15 protein-coding genes and 1 pseudogene are annotated in these 17506 nt (G+C 64.6%); 5 read left to right on the forward strand and 11 right to left on the reverse strand.

What is annotated here, in order from left to right:
- Window positions 1-41 precede the first annotated feature (41 nt).
- On the reverse strand, window positions 42-614 hold the full coding sequence (locus tag P5705_RS05860) for a HutD/Ves family protein (protein ID WP_277459954.1): 573 nt from the start codon (window positions 612-614) through the stop codon (window positions 42-44).
- Window positions 611-1321, reverse strand: a complete 711-nt coding sequence (gene hutC, locus P5705_RS05865) for a histidine utilization repressor (RefSeq protein WP_277460004.1) — start codon at window positions 1319-1321, stop codon at window positions 611-613. The genes P5705_RS05860 and hutC overlap by 4 nt, the downstream gene beginning before the upstream one ends.
- 145 nt (window positions 1322-1466) lie before the next feature.
- Between hutC and P5705_RS05870 the strand changes: the two genes are divergently transcribed.
- Entirely contained in the window at window positions 1467-2831 is a 1365-nt protein-coding gene (locus P5705_RS05870; RefSeq protein ID WP_277459955.1) for a formimidoylglutamate deiminase, read from the forward strand.
- A 115-nt stretch (window positions 2832-2946) separates the two neighbouring features.
- Here the strand turns inward: P5705_RS05870 and P5705_RS05875 are convergent, their stop codons facing one another.
- Together P5705_RS05875 and bamE are read right to left on the reverse strand one after the other, a co-directional pair.
- Complete coding sequence (locus P5705_RS05875) at window positions 2947-3519, reverse strand: lipocalin family protein (RefSeq protein ID WP_213658655.1); 573 nt, start codon at window positions 3517-3519, stop codon at window positions 2947-2949.
- Window positions 3516-3770, reverse strand: coding sequence for an outer membrane protein assembly factor BamE domain-containing protein (gene bamE / locus P5705_RS05880; RefSeq protein ID WP_011536093.1), 255 nt, complete (start codon window positions 3768-3770; stop codon window positions 3516-3518). The genes P5705_RS05875 and bamE overlap by 4 nt, the downstream gene beginning before the upstream one ends.
- Before the next feature lie 225 nt (window positions 3771-3995).
- Here bamE and P5705_RS26335 point away from each other — a divergent pair.
- Window positions 3996-5033: pseudogene (locus tag P5705_RS26335) on the forward strand (HAMP domain-containing protein); the annotation flags it as partial.
- 129 nt (window positions 5034-5162) lie between these two features.
- A complete protein-coding gene (locus tag P5705_RS26340) occupies window positions 5163-5888 on the forward strand; it encodes a methyl-accepting chemotaxis protein (protein ID WP_431196926.1) in 726 nt (241 codons plus the stop codon).
- 123 nt (window positions 5889-6011) lie between these two features.
- Here P5705_RS26340 and P5705_RS05890 read toward each other — a convergent pair whose 3' ends face one another.
- The 3 genes from P5705_RS05890 to P5705_RS05900 form a co-directional block, all read right to left on the reverse strand.
- On the reverse strand, window positions 6012-6608 hold the full coding sequence (locus P5705_RS05890; protein WP_011536095.1) for a DUF924 family protein: 597 nt from the start codon (window positions 6606-6608) through the stop codon (window positions 6012-6014).
- Window positions 6609-6611: 3 nt separating this feature from the next.
- Window positions 6612-7622: a class 1 fructose-bisphosphatase gene (locus P5705_RS05895; protein WP_277459957.1), complete on the reverse strand. Its 1011-nt coding sequence runs from the start codon at window positions 7620-7622 to the stop codon at window positions 6612-6614.
- Between the two features lie 212 nt (window positions 7623-7834).
- Window positions 7835-10300 carry a glycogen/starch/alpha-glucan phosphorylase gene (locus P5705_RS05900; protein WP_277459958.1) on the reverse strand — a complete coding sequence of 822 codons (2466 nt, stop codon included), beginning with the start codon at window positions 10298-10300 and terminating at the stop codon, window positions 7835-7837.
- Window positions 10301-10498: 198 nt separating this feature from the next.
- Here P5705_RS05900 and P5705_RS05905 point away from each other — a divergent pair, with 198 nt between their 5' ends.
- A complete protein-coding gene (locus P5705_RS05905; protein WP_213658660.1) occupies window positions 10499-10903 on the forward strand; it encodes a YkgJ family cysteine cluster protein in 405 nt (134 codons plus the stop codon).
- Between the two features lie 21 nt (window positions 10904-10924).
- Here the strand turns inward: P5705_RS05905 and P5705_RS05910 are convergent, their stop codons facing one another.
- On the reverse strand, window positions 10925-11083 hold the full coding sequence (locus P5705_RS05910; RefSeq protein WP_009681539.1) for a YqaE/Pmp3 family membrane protein: 159 nt from the start codon (window positions 11081-11083) through the stop codon (window positions 10925-10927).
- A gap of 166 nt (window positions 11084-11249) precedes the next feature.
- On the reverse strand, window positions 11250-12527 hold the full coding sequence (locus P5705_RS05915; protein WP_277459959.1) for an aspartate aminotransferase family protein: 1278 nt from the start codon (window positions 12525-12527) through the stop codon (window positions 11250-11252).
- A gap of 210 nt (window positions 12528-12737) precedes the next feature.
- Between P5705_RS05915 and P5705_RS05920 the strand changes: the two genes are divergently transcribed.
- Window positions 12738-13661, forward strand: coding sequence for a LysR family transcriptional regulator (locus P5705_RS05920; protein ID WP_277459960.1), 924 nt, complete (start codon window positions 12738-12740; stop codon window positions 13659-13661).
- A gap of 387 nt (window positions 13662-14048) precedes the next feature.
- Here the strand turns inward: P5705_RS05920 and P5705_RS05925 are convergent, their stop codons facing one another.
- Together P5705_RS05925 and P5705_RS05930 are read right to left on the reverse strand one after the other, a co-directional pair.
- Window positions 14049-15827 (reverse strand): acyl-CoA dehydrogenase C-terminal domain-containing protein, encoded by a 1779-nt coding sequence (locus tag P5705_RS05925; protein ID WP_277459961.1) that lies wholly within the window; start codon window positions 15825-15827, stop codon window positions 14049-14051.
- Between the two features lie 123 nt (window positions 15828-15950).
- Window positions 15951-17234, reverse strand: a complete 1284-nt coding sequence (locus P5705_RS05930) for a GGDEF domain-containing protein (RefSeq protein WP_277459963.1) — start codon at window positions 17232-17234, stop codon at window positions 15951-15953.
- Between the last annotated feature and the right edge of the window lie 272 nt (window positions 17235-17506).

Below are 17506 nucleotides of genomic sequence, written 5' to 3' on the forward strand. Positions count from 1 at the left end.
CGAAAGGGCTGCGCAGCAGCCCCAGTTCACAGATTACGAATTCAGCGAGCCACCAGCTCGATCAGGCAGAACCGCCCCTGCACATCCAGCTCCAGCAACCCCTCGTTGCCATCGATCCGCAGGCAGTCATACCGCCCGAGCTGCTGCATGCCCTGCCCAGCCAGTGCCACCTCGACATGATTGCTGGCGGCAAACAGCAACACCGTCGACGCCGAACTGAACAACCGGCTGGAGCCATCGAACCACTGCAAGCGTGCCTGATACCGCTGCGGCGCATAGATCAGGTTGAAATCGCGAATCGCCCCGCCCAGCAGCTTGCAGCTGACCTGGCTCTCGCCACTGAAGGCGAACGCATCGAACGGCAGCAGCGGCCGGCTGGCCTGGCCGTCGACCAGCAGGCGCATGCCATCGCCCTGCAACACGGTGATGATCCGCTGATAGCCAGCAAAGGTGGAAAAGCCACCGGACTCCTCGATATCGGCGATCGACAGGCGCCAGCCGAAACCGTCCAGGCTGTCGCCGGCGTCACGGGTGATCTCTTCGGTGAAACCACCACCGTTCTTCCAGGGCATGCGCGGATAGTCGTGGGCGCGCAACAGCTGCAGCTGGCTCATTTGCTGAATCGTCCTTCAAGGCGATGACGGGAACCGGGGTGGATCAGGCGCGCGGCGGTCACCGGCTGGCGGCCCGACCAGGTGCGGCGGCGGATCAACAGGCAGGGCTCGCCCCGCTCGATCTGCAACAGCTTGCATTCTTCAGGCTCGGCGAGGATGGCCTCGACCACGTGCTCGCCTTCGGTGAGCGGCGCGACCTGCGACAGGTAGGCATAGGGCGTCTGCCGGGTGAAGTCCTGCTGGAGGTAGTCCGGGGCGATGGCCGCGTTGACGTAGCGGTCCTCGATCTGCACCGGCACGCCGTTCTCGTAGTGCACGATCAGCGAGTGGAACACCCGCTGGCCTTCGCGCATGTCCAGGGCCAGGGCGCGCTCGGAGCCGGCCGCTTCCTCGGCGAGCTTGATCACCTGGCAGCTATGCTGGTGGCCACGGCCGGCGATCTCGTCGGCGATGTTGTTGACCTCGAACAGCGCCGAGCGGGTCTTGGGCTCGGCGACGAAGGTGCCGACGCCCTGCATGCGCACCAGCAGGCCCTCGGCGGTCAGCTCGCGCAGGGCGCGGTTGATGGTCATGCGGCTGAAACCCAGCTCGTTGACCAGTTCGCTCTCGGAAGGCACCCGATGATGAGGCGGCCAGCTGCCGCTCTCGATCTGCTGGATGATCATCTGTTTCACCCGGGCGTAGAGCGGCGCCGGCCCTTCGCCCATCTGGGCAACCAGCGCGGAGACAGGAAGTGTCGGCACGGCGTTGAGTCCTTGTACGGTTGGAGTGAACGGTAGCTTGCCGGAGTTTACCCGGCAGGCAAACGGCTGTATATGTATATACAAGTTGAACAATAACAGGATTTCACCGATGCCAGCCTATTTCGCCGAACGTGCCCTGCTACCCACGGGCTGGGCCCGCAATGTCCGCCTGGAGGTCGCCGCCGATGGCCGGCTGGCCGCGATCATGGCCGATGCCGACGCCGAGGGCGCCGAGCGCCTGGCCGGCCCGTTGCTGCCGGGCATGCCGAACCTGCACTCGCATGCGTTCCAGCGGGCCATGGCGGGGCTGGCGGAAGTGGCCGGCAACCCCAACGACAGTTTCTGGACCTGGCGCGACCTCATGTATCGCCTGGTCGGGCGCATCACCCCCGAGCAGTTGCAAGTCATCGCCCGTCAGCTCTACATCGAGATGCTCAAGGCCGGCTACACCTCGGTGGCGGAATTCCACTACGTGCACCACGACCAGGCCGGCCAGCGATACGCCGACCCGGCCGAGCTGTCCCGGCGCATCAGCGCCGCCGCGGCGGCCAGCGGCATCGGCCTGACCCTGCTGCCGGTGCTCTACAGCCATTCGGGCTTTGGCGGGCAGGCCCCCAATGAGGGGCAGCGCCGCTTCATCAACTCGACCGAACAGTACCTGCAACTGCAGCAACAGCTTGCCCCGCTGCTGGCGCGACAGCCGGCGCAGCAACTGGGGTTGTGCTTCCACTCCTTGCGCGCCGTCACCCCAGGGCAGATCGCCGATGTGCTGGGCGCCAGCGACAAGGTTTGCCCGATCCATATCCACATCGCTGAACAGCAGAAGGAAGTCGACGACTGCCTGGCCTGGAGCGGTCGCCGCCCGTTGCAATGGCTATACGAGCACGTCGATGTGGATGAACGCTGGTGCCTGGTCCACGCTACCCACGCCGAAGCCGACGAAGTCACCGCCATGGCCCGCAGTGGCGCGGTGGCAGGGCTGTGCCTGACCACCGAGGCGAACCTGGGCGATGGCATCTTCCCGGCCGTGGATTTCCTGGCCCAGAACGGGCGGATGGGCATCGGCTCGGACAGCCATGTGTCGCTGAGCGTGGTCGAGGAACTGCGCTGGCTGGAATACGGCCAGCGCCTGCGCGACCAACGGCGCAACCGGTTGTATCGCACGGACCAGCCGATGGTCGGGCGAACCCTGTACGACGCCGCGCTGGTGGGTGGCGCCCAGGCACTGGGGCAGCCGATCGGCGAACTGGCGGTGGGCAAGCGGGCCGATTGGCTAGTGCTCGATGGGCAGGATCCGTACCTGGCGGTGGCCGAAGGCGATGCCATCCTGAACCGCTGGCTGTTCGCCGGTGGCGACCGCCAAGTGCGCGATGTGATGGTCAACGGCCAGTGGGTGGTGCGCCAGGGCCGGCATGACCAGGAGGAAGAAAGCGCAGTGGCGTTCGTCGAGGTGCTGCGCCAACTGCTGGCCTGAGCACATACCGCTGTAGGAGCGGCTTCAGCCGCGATGCAAACAACGCGGTGCAGCCCCGGCCTTGCCGGGGTTCGCGGCTAAAGCCGCTCCCTGCAATGCAAGCAGCCTCACGGCCTCAATGCCGAGCGACGATATCCTTGTCCGGCGAACGCCAGATCAACCGACTGGTGTCGAAACCCTGCTGCCGCGCCCTGGCCAGCAGGTTCTCCCGCTCCCAGGCCGGCAACGACGGCGTGCGCGAAAGTATCCACAGGTACTTGCGGTCCGGGCTGCCGACGATCGCCGTGCGGTAGCGATCATCCACGTAGAGAATCCAGTAGGCGCCCTTGGCCACGCCAGGCACCAGCCGGGTGAACCAGTTGTCGAACTCCACCCACAGTTTGTCGGTGTGCCCCGGTTGCTGCGGCGTGGCATGCCCCTCGGCGCGCAACCATTCATCACCCAGCGTGCGGCAACGGTTGAGCACGCCCACGCTGCCGTCTGGCTTGAGGTTGTAGTGGGCCTCGGACTGGGCGCAGCCGTCCTGGTACTTCATCGGCAGACGCGCCAGCTCGAACCACTTGCCCTGGTAACGCTTCAGATCGACCGCACCTGCGGTCTTCGGTGCCAGTGGGTCGGTGGCCGAGGTGGCGCAGCCACCCAGCAGCATCACCAGGCAAACCCCCAACAGCAGGTGCAGGCGCCTCATTTGAGCCCCTGACCGGAATACATCAGGACCTTGTCGGCAGCGTACTGCACGCTGATGAAGCTCTTCTCGTCACCCCAGGTGCAGCTGCTCATGCCCAGCGCGCCGGAACACTCCTTCGGCGTACCGAGCAACTGCTCGACCTCGGCCTTGTTCATGCCGGCCTTGAGCTTGGAATAGTTTTCCTGGTTGATCTTGCTGCAGGCGGTCAGGACGACGCACAAGGACAACAGGGCGAGGGAACGCAACGACATGAAGGGACACTCCTGGAGATAGGTACACAGGTACGAGGGCCTGCAGGGAGCTTAGAAGGGAAAATGGCTGCTCGGTTCCCTGCCCGTCGAGGTTTCGTTGTGCGCCGTTGGTCGCCTGGCGCGCAAACGATTAATGTTTTATCCCGGCGTACCGACACAGAGCCGTGGTGTGGCCTTTTGCCGCACCCACCCCTCCTTCGTGCCCGTGCGCAGACTTCAAAAAAAATGACCAAGAACCTCAAGTTCAGCCACAAGATCCTGCTGGCCGCCGCCCTGGTGGTGGCCGTCGCCTTCACCTGCTTCGTCCTGTTCAACGACTACCGACAGCGCCAGTCGCTGCGCAGCGACACCGAATCGACGTTGCAGTCACTGGGCAACCTCACCGCCGGCAACATCCGCACCTGGCTCGACAGCCGCATCCAGCTGGTCAACTCGGTGGCCCAGCAGGTCGCCGTCGACGGCCCGGGCAAGAACAGCCTCGATCGCATCCTGGCGCTGCCGGTGTATGGCAGCAACTTCATCCTCACCTACTTCGGTGGCCAGGACGGCAGCATGCAGTCGGTACCGGTGGGCAACCGCGCCGCCGACTACGACCCGCGTGTGCGCGGCTGGTACAAGGCGGCCAGCGCGGCGGGCCAGACCATCGTCACCGAACCCTACATCTCGGTCTCGGCCGGCAAGCTGGTGATCACCCTCGCCACCCCCGTGCAACAGGGCGGGCGCATGATCGGCGTAAGCGGCGTCGACACCGACCTGCAGACCATCAGCAACCTGATCAACACCCTGGACTTTGGCGGCCGCGGGCATGCCTTCATCGTCAACGGCGAAGGCAAGGTGCTCATCCACCCCAAAGCCGAGCTGGCGCTCAAGACCTTGGCCGATGTCTATCCCGGCAGCGCCCTGCGCATCGGCAGCGGCCTGAAAGAAGTCGAAGTCGACGGCCGCAAGCAGTTCATCAGCTTCACCCATGTCGATGGCGTGCCGTCGGCAGACTGGTACGTTGCGCTGGTGCTGGACCAGGACGCGGCCTTCGCCATGCTTGGTGAGCTGCGCACCTCGGCGGTGGTGGCGACGCTGATCGCCGTGGTGGTGATCATCGCCCTGTTGGGCCTGCTGATCCGCGTGCTGATGGAGCCGCTGCACATCATGGGCCGCGCCATGCGCGACATCGCCGAAGGCGAAGGCGACCTGACCCGGCGCCTGAACATCCATGCCCAGGACGAGTTCGGTAGCCTGGCGCAGTCGTTCAACCGTTTCGTCGAGCGGATCCACGAATCGATCCGTGAAGTGGCCTCGGCCACCGGCCAGGTGAATGCCGTGGCCGGCCAGGTGGTCAACGCCTCCAACGCCTCGATCCACAACGCCGACCAGCAGTCGAGCCGCACCAGCAGCGTGGCCGCGGCGATCAACCAGCTGGGTGCCGCCGCCCAGGAAATCGCCCAGAACGCCGCCCTCGCCTCGCAGCACTCCAGCGCCGCCCGTGGCCTGGCCGAGGAAGGCCAGCAGGTGGTCGGCGAGACCATCGACGTGATGAACCAGCTGTCGGCGCGCATCAGCGACGCCAGCAGCAATATCGAGACCCTGAACAACCACACGGCGAACATCGGCCAGATCCTCGATGTGATCAGCGGCATCTCGCAGCAGACCAACCTGCTGGCGCTCAACGCCGCGATCGAGGCTGCCCGCGCCGGTGAGGCCGGCCGTGGCTTCGCCGTGGTGGCGGACGAGGTGCGCAACCTGGCCCACCGCACCCAGGATTCGGCGCAGCAAGTGCAGCGCCTGATCGAGGAACTGCAGGCCGGCGCCCAGGTGGCGGTCAGCACCATGAACCAAAGCCAGGCGCACAGCGACCGCAGCGTGGGCATCGCCAACCAGGCCGGCGAGCGCCTGGGCAGCGTCACCCAGCGCATCGGCGAAATCGATGGCATGAACCAGTCGGTGGCCACCGCCACTGAAGAGCAGACGGCCGTGGTCGAGTCGATCAATGTCGACATCAACGAGATCAATACGTTGAACCAGGAAGGGGTGCACAACCTGCAGAGCACCTTGCGTGCCTGCACCGACCTGGAACATCAGGTCGAGCGGTTGAAGCATCTGGTGGGTAGCTTCAGGATCTGATTTGAAAGCCCCGGGGGCCGCTCTGCGGCCCTTTCGCGGCACAAGGCCGCTCCTACAGGGGATCGCATGCCTCTGTAGGAGCGGCCTCGTGCCGCGAAAGGCCTGCGCAGCAGGCCCGGCTATTCAGAATCTCGAACCAGGCTCCAGCAAGAAGTCCATCTCCTCACTGGTGCTCGGCCGCCCCAGCACCAGGTTGCGGTGCGGGAAGCGGCCGAACCGGGCAATCACCCGCTGGTGCTGTTCTGCGTAGTCGAGGAAGCCTTCGAACAACCGGCGGTTGGCCTCCGGTTGCTCGGCCAGCAGCGCCTGATAGCGCTCGACGCACAGGTTCTGCCAGTCCAGCACCTCGGCATGCTCCAGCACCAGCAGCACGAACACCCGCTGAATCGGTAGCAGTTGATGGTCCCAGCCCTTCTGCAGGCCTTGCATGGCTACGACCTGTGCGCGTCGGTCGCCCTCGAAGGCGAGCGGCGTGTCGCGGTGGAGCATGCGCGGCAGCTGATCGAGCAGCAGGATCAGGCCCAGCCAGCCCTGCGGGCTCTGCTGCCACTCATCGAGGCCGCCCGCCAGGGCTTGCGCGCACAGGTCGCCGAAGCGCTCACGCGCCTCGTCGTCGTGGTGCTTGCCGAACCACAGCGTGCTCTTCTCGTCAGCCACGGCCTGGGGACTGGCGCCCCAACCGAACCACCATTCCAGCAACGGCTGCCAAGGTGCGAGCATGACTTACTCCTTGTGGTAGGCGGTGACGCGCTCGACCTCTTCCTTCGAACCGAGGATGACCGACACACGCTGGTGCAGGCTCTCCGGCTTGATGTCGAGGATGCGATCGTAACCGTTGGTGGAGGCGCCGCCGGCCTGCTCGATGATGAACGACATCGGGTTGGCCTCGTACATCAGGCGCAGCTTGCCCGGCTTGCTCGGCTCACGGGCGTCGCGCGGGTACATGAACAGGCCGCCACGGGTCAGGATGCGGTGCACGTCGGCCACCATCGAGGCGATCCAGCGCATGTTGTAGTTCTTTTTCAGCGGGCCGGTCTCACCGGCCAGCAGCTCGTCCACGTAACGCTGTACCGGGGCTTCCCAGTGGCGCTGGTTGGACATGTTGATAGCGAACTCGGCGGTGGTTTCCGGCACGCGGATGTTTTCGTGGGTGAGCACGAAGCTGCCCAGTTCACGGTCCAGGGTGAAGCCCTTGACGCCGTTGCCCAGGGTCAGGATCAGCATGGTCTGCGGGCCATAGATGGCGTAGCCGGCGGCGACCTGCTCGGTGCCTGGCTGCAGGAAGGCTGCTTCGTTGAGGCTTTCGTTCTGGCTCAGGTACTGGTTAGGGCAACGCAGTACCGAGAAGATGGTGCCGACCGAGACGTTGACGTCGATGTTCGACGAGCCGTCCAGCGGGTCGAAGACCAGCAGGTAGGCGCCTTTGGGGTATTTGCCCGGGATCTGGTAGGCGTTGTCCATCTCTTCGGACGCCATGCCGGCCAGGTGGCCGCCCCACTCGTTGGCCTCGAGCAGGATGTCGTTGGAGATCACGTCGAGCTTCTTCTGCACCTCGCCCTGCACGTTTTCGGTGCCCATGCTGCCCAGCACGCCGCCGAGGGCGCCCTTGGACACGTGGTGGCTGATCTCCTTGCACGCACGCGCCACCACTTCGATCAGGAAGCGCAGATCGGCAGGGGTATTGTTGCTGCGGGTCTGCTCAATCAGATAGCGACTCAGGGTAACGCGGGACATGTATGGCTCCGAAATGGAAAGGGGGAGAAAAACCCCCGCAGTTTACAGGGAGAGTGCAGCGCTAGCGAGCAAAGAGACTCGTCGGGCGGGCTTGAGTTCAGCCAGAGGCCGGTCAGTGGTCGGCTTGGGCCTTATGTAGCCGCTGTTCGCCGGCAAGGCCGGCTCCTACGGGTACGTGTAGGAGCCGGCCTTGCCGGCGAACCGCTGCCAGCTCAATCCAAAGCCTTCCAGATCTCGGTCGCATACTCGCGAATGGTCCGGTCCGACGAGAACCAGCCCATCCGCGCGGTATTGAGCACCGCCATGCGCCACCACTCCTGCGGCGCATGCCACAACTCCTCGACCCGGCGCTGGGCATCCCAGTAGGCATCGAAATCGGCGCACACCAGGAAGCGGTCATGGGCAATCAGCCCATCGATCAACCCGGCATAGCGCGCCGGATCGTCCGGCGAGAACACCCCGCTGCGGATCGCCTGCAACACATCCCCCAGGCGGTGCGAGGCGGCGATCGCCGCGGCGGCGCCAAAATCGCCGCTGCGCTTGCGCGCCTCCACCTGCTGGGCGGTCAACCCGAAGATGAACATGTTCTCCGCCCCCACCTGCTCGCACATCTCGACGTTGGCGCCATCGAGCGTACCGATGGTCAGCGCGCCGTTGAGGCCGAACTTCATGTTGCTGGTGCCAGACGCTTCGTAGCCTGCGGTGGAGATCTGCTCGGACAGGTCCGCCGCCGGGATGATGCTCTCGGCCAGGCTGACGTTGTAGTTGGGCAGGAACACCACCTTGAGCAGGCCGCGCACGGTGGGGTCGTTGTTGACCACCCGGGCGATGTCGTTGGCCAGCTTGATGATCAGCTTGGCCTGGTGATAGCTGGCCGCGGCCTTGCCGGCGAAGAGCTTCACCCGCGGCACCCAGTCGATGCCGGGGTCGTTGCGGATGGCCTGGTACAGCGCCACGGTGTGCAGCAGGTTGAGCAACTGGCGCTTGTACTCGTGGATACGCTTGACCTGCACGTCGAACAACGCCTCGGGGTTGACCGTCACCCCCAGGCGGTCCTGGATGATGCTGGCCAGGGCGCGCTTGCTGTGCAGGCGCTGGGCGGCGAACTGCGCGCGGAAGGTGGCCTTGTCGGCGAACGGCACCAGCGCCTTGAGCCTGCCTTCCGGGTCGTCCAGCACCTCCGGCCCCAGAGCCTCGATCAGCATGGCGGTGAGCGGCGGGTTGGCCTGGTACAGCCAGCGGCGGAAGGTAATGCCGTTGGTCTTGTTGTTGATCCGCTGCGGGTAGAGCTTGTGCAGTTCGGCGAACACCGTGCTCTTCATCAGCTTGCTGTGCAGCGCCGACACACCGTTGACGCTGTGCGAGCCGAGGAAGGCCAGGTTGCCCATGCGCACCCGCCGGCCATTGTCCTCCTCGATCAGCGATACCGCGCGCAACACGTCGAAGTCGTGCAGGCCTTTGGCGCGCAGCGAGTCGATGTGATAGGCGTTGATCAGATAGATGATCTGCATGTGCCGCGGCAGCATGCGCTCCATCAACGCCACCGGCCAGGTTTCCAGCGCCTCGGGCAACAGGGTGTGGTTGGTGTAGGCCAGGGTGTCGACGGTCAATTGCCAGGCCTTGTCCCAGGGAATCTCGTGCTGGTCGACCAGCAGCCGCATCAGTTCGGCGACGGCGATCGACGGGTGCGTGTCATTGAGCTGGATCGCGGCGGCATCCGGCAGGTTCATCAGGGTTTCGTGCATGTTCAGGTGGCGGCGCAGCAGGTCCTGCAACGAGGCGGAGACGAAGAAATACTCCTGGCGCAAGCGCAATTCCTGGCCGGCCTCGGTACTGTCGGCCGGGTACAGCACCCGCGAGATGCTCTCGGCCCGGGCCACTTCGGCCACCGCCCCCAAGTGATCGCCGGCGTTGAAGCGTTCAAGATGCAACTCTTCCAGGGCCCGGGCACGCCACAGGCGCAGGGTGTTGACGCTGGCCCCGCGCCAGCCGACCACCGGCGTGTCGTAGGCCACCGCCCGCACCGTCTCGCCAGGCCACCAGACCTGACGCTGATGGCCACTGGCTTCGGTCACGGTCTCGACACTGCCACCGAAGCTGATCGGGTAGATCACTTCGGCCCGCTCGAACTCCCAGGGGTTGCCGAAATCCAGCCAGTTCTCGGTCTGCTCCTGCTGCCAGCCATCGACCACCGCCTGGCGGAACAGGCCGTGCTCGTAGCGGATGCCATAGCCGTGGGCGGCGATGCCCAGGGTCGACATGCTCTCCATGAAGCACGCCGCCAGGCGGCCGAGGCCACCGTTGCCCAACGCCGCGTCGGGCTCGAGCAGGCGAATGCGCTCAAGGTCCACGTCCAGCCCTTGCAGGGCCTCGCGGGCGATCTCCAGGTAACCGAGGTTGCTCAGGCTGTCGTACAGCAAGCGGCCGATGAGGAATTCGAGGGAGAGGTAATAGACACGCTTCTGGCTACGTCGGTAGGCCCGCCGGGTGTGGTCCATCCAGTGATCGACCATGTGATCGCGGGCGGCCAGGGCGATGGCTTCGAACCAGTCGTGGTCGAAGGCGTGCTCCGGGTCCTTGCCGACCGCGTAGGTCAGCTTGGCCAGCACGGCGGCGCGGAAAGCCGCCACCTCTGCACTATGGGCCTTTTCGTCACGGGCTTCGGTTTCCTGGGACATGGGGCATCCTCGGGCAAGTGGGCGAAAGCGCAGGGAGAGTGTTCAGCCTAGACGCTCTGACACGGAGCGACAGCGACGGTTCGCGGTTTTCATCGAGCACCGGTAAACCCGGCAAAAGGTTGTTCACAATTTGAACAACTCCGGTATCATCGCGCGCCCTGAAACCGTGATTTCCCCTGCAAGAATAAAACCGCAACCATGAAACCGACCCTGATCGCCGCCGCCGAAGTCGACCGCCTGGAGACCTGGCAGCGCTATGCCAGCCACATGTGTGGCGGCTGCCACTCGACCTGCTGCACCCTGCCGGTGGAGGTGAAGATCAAGGATCTGATCCGCATTGGCGTGGTGGACGAGTTCGAGAAAGACGAGCCACCCAAGAACATCGCCAAGCGCCTGCAGAAGGACGGCATCATCGAGCGCTTCAACCAGAAGTCCGGGATCTTCACCCTGACCCGGATGAGCAACGACGACTGCCTCTACCTGGACCGCAAGAGCCGCCTGTGCACCATTTATGACAAGCGCCCGGACACCTGCCGCAATCACCCCAAGGTCGGGCCGCGCCCAGGCTACTGCGCCTACAAGCCGAAGGCGACCACCCGCTGACTGGCGGGTGGCACCGCCGGCTCAACGCTTGGCGATGATGTACACCGCATGGACGATCCCCGGGATATACCCCAGCAGGGTCAGCAGGATGTTCAGCCAGAACGCCCCACCGAACCCGACCTGGAGGAACACCCCCAGCGGCGGCAGGATGATGGCGATGATGATGCGGATGAAGTCCATGGGCTGCGCTCCTTGAAGGGTTTCAACACAGACCAGCCACTCAGCGCAGAGGTTCCACCGCCGCGCGCGCGGTAAAAAAAACGCCCCGGGCCAAATACTGCAGGCCAGGGGCGATGCGCAGAAACGCGAGACGGTTCGTTGAAATTCGCTTTGCCGGGGCGACCGCTCAGGCCGGCACCTCACGGCGGTCGTGTTGCCGTGCATGCAGACGGGCGAAGGCCCGGGCCAGACGCACCAGCATCTCGTCAATGTTGCCCTTGCTCACGGTCAGGGCCGGCGAGAAGCGCAGCACATTGGCCTGCGGGGCATTGAGCAGCAGCCCTTCCCGCAGCGCCGCCTCGACCAGCTCACCGGCCTCGGCCTCATGCAACTGCATGGCCCACAGCAGGCCCTGGCCACGCACCTCGCCCTGGCCGTAGCGCCCAGCCAGGCGGCTGAGGCCATCACGCAGATGACGCCCGCTGTCCTGCACATGTTCGAGGAAGCCGGGCTCCAGCACCGTGCGCAACACGGCCAGGCCGGCGGCGCTCATCAGCGCGTTGCCGTGGTGGCTGCCCTCCAGCTCCCCCGGCTCGGCGCAGCAGGCGCTGCCCCGGGCCAGCAGCGCGGCCAATGGCACGCCGCCACCCAGGCCCTTGCCCAGGGTGATGATGTCGGCGCGTACGCCGTAGGTTTCTTCCGCCAACAGCGCGCCGCAGCGCCCGACGCCGGTCTGCACCTCATCGAGGATCAGCAGGATGCCCAGTTCACGGCACAGCCGTTCGACACCCTGGAGGTAGTCCCGGGTCGCCGGGATCACCCCGGCCTCGCCCTGGATCGGCTCGAGCATGATCGCCACGGTGCGCGAATCGACCTCGGCATGCAGCGCCGCCAGGTCGTTGAACGGTACCTTGCTGAAACCTGGCAGGCCTGGTTCACAGCGGTTGCACGGCAGCGGATCGGAAGCCGACAACGCCCCCAGGCTACGGCCATGGCAACCCTGGCTGGCGGTGATGATGTGGTAGGCACCATTTCGGTGCAGCTGGCCCCACTTGCGCGCCAGCTTGATTGCCCCTTCGCAAGCCTCGGCGCCGCTGTTGAGCAGGTAGGCCTGGTCGCTGCCGGTGCTCTGGCACAGCCGGTCGACCAGGTTCAGCAGGCCACGGCTATGCAAACCCGTGCCAGGATTGATCAACGCCTGGGCCTGGTCGCTCAGCGCCTTGACCAGCACGCTCGGGCTGTGGCCGAGGCTGTTGACCGCGCAGCCCTGGGTGAAGTCCAGGAAAGCATGCCCTTCGCTGTCCCACAGCCAGGAGCCCTGGCCACGCACAAACACCTGTGGCGCATGTTCGCTGCCAGGCATCAAGCGCTTGCGGGCAGTCTGCGCCGGGGCCGGCTCGGCGGCCAGTGCACGCTTTGGCTCTGCGGGCGCAGGGGCCGGGCGGCGCAGGTTGAACAGGTTCATCGGGGTTCCAGCCTTTCACGGTCGTGAGCGGTCAAGGCCCGGTCTGGCGCCGGGTAATGAATATTTTGCCTTGCCTATCAAAAGTGTTTTTCATCCGGGGTAACAATCTTTGCGATGATCGCTGTAACCCTCTGGAATACGGCGATAGACTAGGCGCCAAGGCACGCTGGGGCCATTCCGATTTTCCAGCTTTTTCGATAAGTATTGCTTATGGATTTCCGTCAACTGCGCTATTTCGTCGCGGTCTATGAAGAAGGCCATGTAGGCCGCGCCGCCGAGCGCCTGTCACTGTCCCAGCCGGCTCTTTCGCAGCAGATCCGCCAGCTCGAGCACAGCCTCGACCTGAACCTGTTCGAGCGCAGCAACAAACGCCTGCTGCCCACCCTGGCCGCCCATACCCTGTACAACCATGCCCTGCCCTTGCTCGACGGCCTGCAACGAGCCCACGAAGCCATGCGCAACTTCAAGGGCCAGTCGCTGCGCACCCTGGCCATCGGTGTGCTGCAGACGGTGAGGCCAAGTCTGGTGCCGCAGTTGCTGGAACGTGTGCGCCGGGCCCAGCCGCATCTTGTGGTGCAGATCTACGAACTGTCGGGGCTGGAGATCGAGCGGCGCCTGCTCAATGGCAGCCTGGACATCGGCATCAGCTACCTGCCGCCGCGCCAACCCGGCCTGCATGGCTTGATGCTGTATGAAGACGAGCTGCAGTTGGTCATCCCCAACAACCACCCGCTCAAGGATTTCAAGAAAGTCTCGATCCGCCAGGCGGCGGAGCTGCCGATGCTGATGCTGGGGGAGGAATTCCAGGTCCGCCAGATCTGGAAGGCACAGCTGGCCAACCTGGGGCGCAGGCCGCAGGTGCAGGCGGAAATGAACAACATGGCGGGGATTCTCGACAGCCTGGCGCACACGGCGCTGGCGACCATCCTGCCCGGGCGGGCCAAGGATGCCGCGGAGGATGACCAGGCACTGCTGTGGAAACCATTGAGCGAGCCGCGGGTGCCGTTGAAGGTCGGCCTGGTGTTTCGCGATGCCCAGCGCCAGCAAGCCTCGGTCGAGCTGCTGCGCACTTTGCTGGAGGAAGAGACCGACGCACGTCAGCTGGGCGTGTCGCCGCTGGATGTGCTTGGCTGAAACACGCGCACAAAGAAAACCCCGCCGAAGCGGGGTTTTCCAGACTGTTTCCCTGTGACTTCCATTTCACCCCGCCATCCTGGCAGGAAATCCTACGGTGTCCCTGTTCTGTCCATTGCGCTTCCTGCGCTCCGTCCATGTAAGAAAGAGTAACCGTGGATCCAATCTTAGGAAAGAGGAGAAAAGTCACCACGTCGTGTAGGAAAATGCTTACACGAAATGACCTCTCCAAACCTCGGAAACGACAAGGGCTGCATCGCAGCCCCTTCTATGGATTACACCCGTCTTTATGTGAAGACCAGACTACCGAGGTTCGCCGGCAAGCCGGCTCCTACAGGGATTGCGCCAAACCTGTAGGAGCCGGCCTTGCCGGCGAACGGGCCTGGCTCAGAACTGCGCGGCATCCAGCAGGTAGAGCGATTCGCTCCCAGCCTTCACCGAAGCCGCCAGCGAATCAACCCGTGGCAGCAAGCGTGCGAAGTAGAAGCGCGCGGTACCCAGCTTGGCGCCATAGAAATCGGCATCACCCTCGCCCGCCTGGGCGGCACGCGCCATCAATGCCCACATGTAGGCATAGGCGACATAACCGAACGCATGCAGGTACTCGACCGACGCGGCGCCGATCTCGTTGGGGTTGCCCTTGGCCTTGTCCAGCACCCAGGCCGTCAGTTCGTCGAGCTGGTCGAGGGAAGCCGCCAATGGCTGGGTGAACTCACCCAGTTCGCTACCGGCGCTGGCGATGAACTGGCGAATCTCGTCGGCGAACAGCTTGTAGTAGGCACCACCGCTGCCCACCACCTTGCGGCCCATCAGGTCCAGCGCCTGGATACCGTTGGTGCCTTCGTAGATCTGGGTGATGCGCACGTCACGCACCAGCTGCTCCTGGCCCCACTCACGGATATAGCCATGGCCACCGAACACTTGCTGGCCGTGCACGGTGCACTCCAGGCCCAGGTCGGTGAGGAAAGCCTTGGCCACCGGGGTCAGCAGTGCCACCAGTTCCTCGCTGCGCTTGCGGGTGGCGGCGTCTTCGCTGTACTTGGCGCTGTCGAGCTGCATCGCCACATAGGTGGAGAAGGCGCGGCCGCCTTCGATCTGCGCCTTCATGGTCAGCAGCATGCGGCGCACGTCCGGGTGGACGATGATCGGGTCGGCCACCTTGTCTTGCGCTTGCGGGCCGGTCGGAGCGCGGCTCTGCAGGCGGTCCCGGGCGTATTCCACGGCGTTCTGGTAGGAGCGCTCGGCCGAGGCCAGGCCCTGGATGCCGACCCCCAGGCGCTCGTAGTTCATCATGGTGAACATGGCCGCCAGGCCCTTGTTCGGCTCACCGACGATGTAGCCGACCGCTTCGTCGAAGTTCATCACGCAGGTGGCCGAGCCCTGGATACCCATCTTGTGCTCGATCGAGCCGCAGTTGGCGGGGTTGCGCGCGCCCAGGCTGCCGTCCTGGTTGACCAGGAACTTGGGCACCAGGAACAGCGAGATGCCTTTCGGGCCCGCCGGGGCGTCCGGCAGCTTGGCCAACACCAGGTGGATGATGTTCTCGGTGAGGTCGTGCTCGCCGCCGGTGATGAAGATCTTGGTGCCGCTGACCTTGTAGCTGCCATCGGCCTGCGGTTCGGCCTTGGTGCGGATGATCCCCAGGTCAGTGCCGGCGTGCGGCTCGGTGAGGCACATGGAACCCGCCCAGACACCGGCGTACATGTTCGGCAGGTATTGTTCCTTGAGCGCTTCGCTGGCGTGGGCGTTGATCGACAGGCAGGCGCCGGCGGTCAGCATCGGGTACAGGCCGAAGGCCAGGCTCGAAGCGTTGACCATCTCCTCGACCTGGGCCGAAATGACCTTGGGCATGCCCATGCCACCAAACAGCGGATCGCCGCCAACACCGACCCAGCCACCTTCGGCGTAAGTCTTGTAGGCGTCAATGAAGCCTGCCGGGGTGCGTACCGCACCGTTGTCCCAATGGCAGCCCTCTTCGTCGGCGGCGCGGCTCAGCGGAGCGATGCTCTTGCCAGTGACCTTGCCGGCCTCCTCCAGCACCGCCATGGCAGTTTCCGCGTCGACCACTTCGGCCAGGGCGGGCAGCTGCGACCAGAGCTCGGCCACGTTGAAGACTTCATTGAGCACGAAGCCCATGTCGCGCAGGGGCGCTTTATATTCAGCCATGACAACCTCTCGCTATCGGGGTCGGGGCGGCCCGTCGGGGCCGCGGCACTGGGATGGACGCAGTGTAACCGAACAACTTTTACGAGACATAGGGTCATCATGCGACTGAATAGTCGACAACAGTCATGCCATGCGAATGGCTCCACGCCGTGATTGCTGACCGAAGGTCATCACACAGTTGCGCCCTGCGCCCTTGGCGCTATAGAGCGCCTGGTCGGCGGACTTGAGCACTTCGTCGGGGTTGCGATGATCGACCTGACGCTCGGCGACACCGATGCTGATGGTCACCGATACCGTGCTGTTGGCGCCCGCCCCTCGGCGTTGCCGCCCCGTGGAATCGTCATTGGGCCGGCTGTTCTGGTCCCGCAACTGGATAGCGTAGTTGGCGATCATCTCGCGCACCGCCTCCAGGTGGGGCAGGCACTCCTCGGCGGTCTTGCCGGCGAACACCAGGGCGAACTCCTCGCCACCATAACGGTAGGCGCGCCCGCCCCCGGTGACCTTGGACAAACGGCTGGCGACCAAGCGCAGCACCTGGTCGCCGACATCGTGGCCGTGGGTGTCGTTGAATTTCTTGAAATGGTCGACGTCGCTCATGGCGATCACATAGTTGCGCCCCAGCCGCTGCATGCGCTCGTTCAACGCGCGGCGCCCCGGCAGGCCGGTCAACTCGTCGCGGAAGGCCATCTGGTAGGCCTCGTGCGAGACCGCCGCAGCGATCATCAGCATCACCTGGCTGCACATGATGTTGAGGGTGAAGGGCAGGATGAAGGTCTTGGGCAGCATCCAGAAGATACCGATCAGGCCGATGACCTGTGCCGCGTGCAACGGCCGGGGTTCGCGCAGGTACTGCACTACCAGCAGGATGAACACTACCAGGAACAACGGGTAGGCCAGCTGGATCAGGCTCATCCACTGCCCGTGCAGCGAAGGCCAGCGGATTTCCGCCAGCCAGCCCAGCAACGCCTCGGGGAAGCTCTGCTCCAAAGCCACCGCCACGCTGCCGACGGCGAACAGCACGGCAAACCGGGCGAGCATGTCCTGGGCCAGGTGGGTGCGCTCCTGCCAGGCAGCGTAGAGACCGAACAACGCGGGCAACAACAGGCAGACCAGGTGGAAGATCACCGCCGCGTCGTCGCGGACCCGGCCATTGTCACGGTAATAGTCGGTCTGGGTGTCGAGCAGGAAATAGGCGATGTATACCGCGACCATCAGGAACAGCTCGCGCTGCCGGCGATAGACGGCGCAGTAGGCGCCACCCAGCAGCAGCACCAAGGTGGGTAGAACGTTGAACAGCGATGTGAAGAAGACGCTGAGGTCCCTTACATAGGCTGCCGCAAGCCCTGCCAGCAACAGAATCAATGAAGGCAGGAAATGGCTCGCGCGTACAGCGGATAGACGAAACAAGGGTAATCTCCGACCCGGCAGATCAATAATGGCATTGTGCCCCTACTTCATCGGCAGTGCACATGAATAGATGAATACAGATGCCCGCTTTAACGGCAGATCAGGGGTGAAGCTTGAGACTTTCTCGTTACTGGATGCGACACCCGGTCGGATTTTTCCTGTTTGCGCGGTCCCTGTAGGAGCGGCCTTGTGCCGCGAAAGGGCCGCAAAGCGGCCCCAGCGATCTTTGTATCAACCCTCAATCCTGGGGCCGCTGCGCAGCCCTTTCGCGG

Origin of the sequence: Pseudomonas entomophila (assembly GCF_029478665.1) — a bacterium.
Taxonomy (GTDB): domain Bacteria; phylum Pseudomonadota; class Gammaproteobacteria; order Pseudomonadales; family Pseudomonadaceae; genus Aquipseudomonas; species Aquipseudomonas entomophila_F.